Origin of the sequence: Corallococcus sp. AB030 (assembly GCF_003668965.1) — a bacterium.
Taxonomy (GTDB): Bacteria; Myxococcota; Myxococcia; order Myxococcales; family Myxococcaceae; genus Corallococcus; species Corallococcus exiguus.
In genome coordinates, this window is record NZ_RAWQ01000395.1 from 1 (window position 1) to 3,326 (window position 3,326).

A 3,326-nucleotide genomic window follows, 5' to 3' on the forward strand; every position below is an offset into this window, starting at 1 on the left:
GGTGGACACCGGCCGTGGTCGCTCCCTTCCGCGTGTTCATCTTCGGCGTGGGGAGGTGTTCATGGTCGGCTTCATCAATTCGCGCAACGGACGGTGGATTCGGATTCTGGCGGGCACGGGCATGGTCCTGGGCGGGCTGGGCACGGGCACGCCCCGGGGCGCGATGGTGGCGCTGACGGGCCTGCTGCCGCTGCTGACCGGCGCGCTGGACTTGTTCCTGGTGGGGCCGCTGATGGGCCTGCCCGTGAAGGGCGCGGACGTGCGGCGCGCGCTGGGGCAGCCGGAGGACGCACCGCTGCTCGACCTGGCGCACGACGGGGGGCGCTCCCCCTACGCGCCGCCCAGCACGCTGCTGCACTAGCTACTTCGTGCTCACCTGGAAGGGGATGCCGAGCGAACCGAACGGCGCCCCTGATTCCGCGTCCACCAGGTTCAACTGGAGCGTCACCGCGTCCTCCCGGTGGGCCACGCCCTGGAAGTAGAGGAAGCCCTCCTGCGTGCCGCCGGGCTCCAGTGTGCCCTCCGGCAGTGCGTTGTTGAGCATGTCCGCGGTGGGCAGTGGCGGATCGTAGTAGTACGGCCCCCCGTAGAAGTTGCCTCCCCAGCCCCAGGGCCCGCCGTACCAGCCCGGTCCCCAGCCGCCGCGCCAGGGCCCGTAGCCGTAGCCGCCGCCCGCCCACGCCCTGCCCCCGGGGTACATCACCGGGCTGATGCGCGCGGGCGCCTCCGTCTCATTCGAGGACGTGGCCTGCCGCAGCGACAGGGGCGGCAGCGCGCTGTAGCGGAAGCGCGTCTCCTGGCCCACCAGCGCGAAGTCCTTGTACTGGAGGCGGATCGGGCGGTCCCCATTGTTCTCCAGCCGGACGTAGACAGGGGTGACCCGGCGCTCCAGGTCGGACGGTGAGCCCTTCCAGGCCGAGCCGTCCGCCGTGAGCCGCACGCCCTCCTGCTCCTTGATGGCGCTGCTCTTGCCGCCCTGGAGGACTCCCGCTTCCGGCACGGGCCGCAGCTTCGTCTCCGCCGCGCAGCCCGCCATCAGCATCAACCCCAGGGCCCCCACTCCCAATGCTTCACGCATCGTATGCCTCCTCGTACTTCAAGGTAGGGCGTGCGGCGTTCAGGGGATGACATGCCTCGTGCTCCCACCCGGAGGGGGGGCCGGCGGCCGGGGACTCTACGGCTGGGGCGTCACCGGCTCGGCGGCGGTGGCGGGCCAGGAGGGCGCGTTGACGAACTCCCAGTCCTGATGGCGCGCCCAGGTCTCGAAGGTCTGCCAGCTCACGCGCAGGTGGCTGTTGCGCAGCGTGAGGATGTCCGCGTGGTAGCCCACCCGGTCCAGCCACTCGAACATGGCCGCCAGGTCCTCGCTCTGCTGTTGGAGTTGAGCCAGGGGAATCTGTTCGAAGTGGATGCGGTGGCCGCTCACCATGGAGAGCAGCGCGGCGGCCTGCTGGCCCGTCACCTCGTCGGAGGCAACTTCGATGCGCTCGCCGATGAAGCGCTCCGGGTCTCCCAGCACGTGCATCGCGAAGCCGGCCAGGTCCTCCACCGCGACCATCTGGAGGCCGCGCGTCGCGGGCAGCCCCAGGGCCAGCTTCCCCTCCGCCAGCATGTCGCGCGTGGGCCGCTGGAGGAGGTTCTCCATGAAGAAGGTGGGGCCCAGGATGGTGAAGGGCATGTCGCGCCGCCGCAGGTACAGCTCCACGGCGTGCTTGCTGTCGAAGTGCGGGATGCCGGTGAGCTCCGACGCGCCCGCCACGGACGAGTACACGAAGTGCCGCACGCTGGCGCGCTTCGCCGCGTCCGCCAGGTTCTTGCCGTGCTGGACCTCCGCGTCCACGCCGCCCGCGCCGAAGGGCGTGGCCATGGCGTAGACGGCGTCCACGCCGCGCATGGCGCTCTCCAGCGAGACGGGGTCGTCGAAGTCGCCCTGGGCCAGGGTGACGCCGGGCCTGCGCAGGGCGCGGGCGGCCGGAGCGTCCGCGTCCCGCACCAGCGCCACCACGTGGTGCCCCCGGTCGGCGAGCTTGCGGAGGACGGCACCGCCCTGCTGGCCGGTGGCGCCAGTGACGAGCACGGTGATGGAGAAATCCACGGGCATGGCTTCAGACCTCCGGACGCGACGTGTCACGGAAAGCTGGAGACGCTCCCTTCCATTGGCGAGGTCTGGAAGCCGCAGTGTCCTCCCCCGAGCACAGGCTCCCGAGGCAGGCAGGCGACCGGAAGGGAGGGACAGGCGGCATGGCATCCTCCCGGCCCCATGAGCAAGCGTGACACGCCCCCGTCCTCCGAGCTGGTCTCCGCCGCACAGTCGCTCGACGCAGAGCTGCTGCGCTTCGAGGCGCTGTCGGAGCAGCTGAAGGAGGCGCCCCTGACATCGGAGAAGCACCTGGAGCGCGCGTCGAAGACGCTCAAGGACCTGGCGGACCTGGACGACGCGCTGCGGATGCGCGTGGGCGCGCTGGTGCAGGCCATCACCGGGGTGCGCAACCGGCAGCAGGCGCAGGCGGACGCGGTCAACGTGTGCGCGCAGGAGCTGCAGCAGCGCACGGAGGTGTTCAAGGAGCTGCTCACGCGCTACGGGGCGCTGGGGCAGAGCGCGGCGGACCTCAACGGGCGCATGCAGGAGTTCGCGGCGCTGCGCCAGCAGGCCACGCGCACGGCGGAGGAGGACGCGCGGCTCACGGAGGTCTTCACCGCGCTCCAGGCGCGCATGGCGGAGGTGGCGGACGACGCGGCCACGCTGACTCTCGCGGCGGAGGAGGCGAAGTTCACCGACATCGGCCGGCAGGCGGATTCGCTGCGACAGCAGCTGCTCTCCGCGCGCAACAAGCTGGGCCTGTTGCACCAGAGCCTGTCGAAGTGAGGGTGTTTCAGCTGAGGTAGGTGGGCTCGAAGTCGTCCGGGCTGTCGATGGGGCGGCGTCCGGAGAAGCCGGCCTTCAAGTCATGCCAGTGCGCCACGGCGTTCTCGCCGTAGCGCCAGCAGAGGTACACGGGCTCCTCGCCGCGCCGCGCGTGGAAGTCCACCAGGCCGTCCGCGCCCTTTATCTCCAGGCCCATCTCCTGGAGCGGGCCCAGCTCACCGCGGATGCGCTCCAGCAGCTCGTCGCGCTCCTCTCGGAAGGAGCGCACCTCGAGGGTGTCGGGCGGAGCCTCCGGGCCGTCCAGCACCTCCGCCAGCTTCTGCACGCGCTCCACCCAGGGGCGCACGCGCCCGAAGGTCTTCGTCAGCAACGGCACCAGCCGGCTGGCCTCTTCCACGCTGAAAAAGCGCATCGGGGGACAGCATGCAGTGAGAGCCCTCCGCAGGCCACTCCCTTCGGG

Annotated in this window: 5 protein-coding genes; 2 read left to right on the top strand and 3 right to left on the bottom strand. The window is 71.0% G+C overall.

Going from position 1 to position 3,326, the window contains the following annotated elements; translation table 11 throughout:
* Positions 1 to 61: 61 nt before the first annotated feature.
* Positions 62 to 361 (top strand): hypothetical protein, encoded by a 300-nt coding sequence (locus tag D7Y15_RS42845; protein WP_172811802.1) that lies wholly within the window; start codon positions 62 to 64, stop codon positions 359 to 361.
* Here the strand turns inward: D7Y15_RS42845 and D7Y15_RS42850 are convergent, their stop codons facing one another.
* Positions 362 to 1,078, bottom strand: a complete 717-nt coding sequence (locus D7Y15_RS42850) for a hypothetical protein (RefSeq protein ID WP_233605315.1) — start codon at positions 1,076 to 1,078, stop codon at positions 362 to 364.
* A 96-nt stretch (positions 1,079 to 1,174) separates the two neighbouring features.
* Positions 1,175 to 2,101, bottom strand: coding sequence for an NmrA/HSCARG family protein (locus D7Y15_RS42855; RefSeq protein WP_121756156.1), 927 nt, complete (start codon positions 2,099 to 2,101; stop codon positions 1,175 to 1,177).
* 159 nt (positions 2,102 to 2,260) lie between these two features.
* Here D7Y15_RS42855 and D7Y15_RS42860 point away from each other — a divergent pair, with 159 nt between their 5' ends.
* Entirely contained in the window at positions 2,261 to 2,866 is a 606-nt protein-coding gene (locus tag D7Y15_RS42860; protein ID WP_121756157.1) for a hypothetical protein, read from the top strand.
* Between the two features lie 7 nt (positions 2,867 to 2,873).
* Here D7Y15_RS42860 and D7Y15_RS42865 read toward each other — a convergent pair whose 3' ends face one another.
* Positions 2,874 to 3,278, bottom strand: coding sequence for a DUF2203 domain-containing protein (locus D7Y15_RS42865; protein WP_120581637.1), 405 nt, complete (start codon positions 3,276 to 3,278; stop codon positions 2,874 to 2,876).
* Positions 3,279 to 3,326: the final 48 nt, after the last annotated feature.

Coding starts and splice junctions, on each gene's coding strand:
- D7Y15_RS42845 (WP_172811802.1), top strand. CDS start 62: ATGGTCGGCTTCATCAATTCGCGCAACGGACGGTGGATTCGGATTCTG.
- D7Y15_RS42850 (WP_233605315.1), bottom strand. CDS start 1,078: ATGCGTGAAGCATTGGGAGTGGGGGCCCTGGGGTTGATGCTGATGGCG.
- D7Y15_RS42855 (WP_121756156.1), bottom strand. CDS start 2,101: ATGCCCGTGGATTTCTCCATCACCGTGCTCGTCACTGGCGCCACCGGC.
- D7Y15_RS42860 (WP_121756157.1), top strand. CDS start 2,261: ATGAGCAAGCGTGACACGCCCCCGTCCTCCGAGCTGGTCTCCGCCGCA.
- D7Y15_RS42865 (WP_120581637.1), bottom strand. CDS start 3,278: ATGCGCTTTTTCAGCGTGGAAGAGGCCAGCCGGCTGGTGCCGTTGCTG.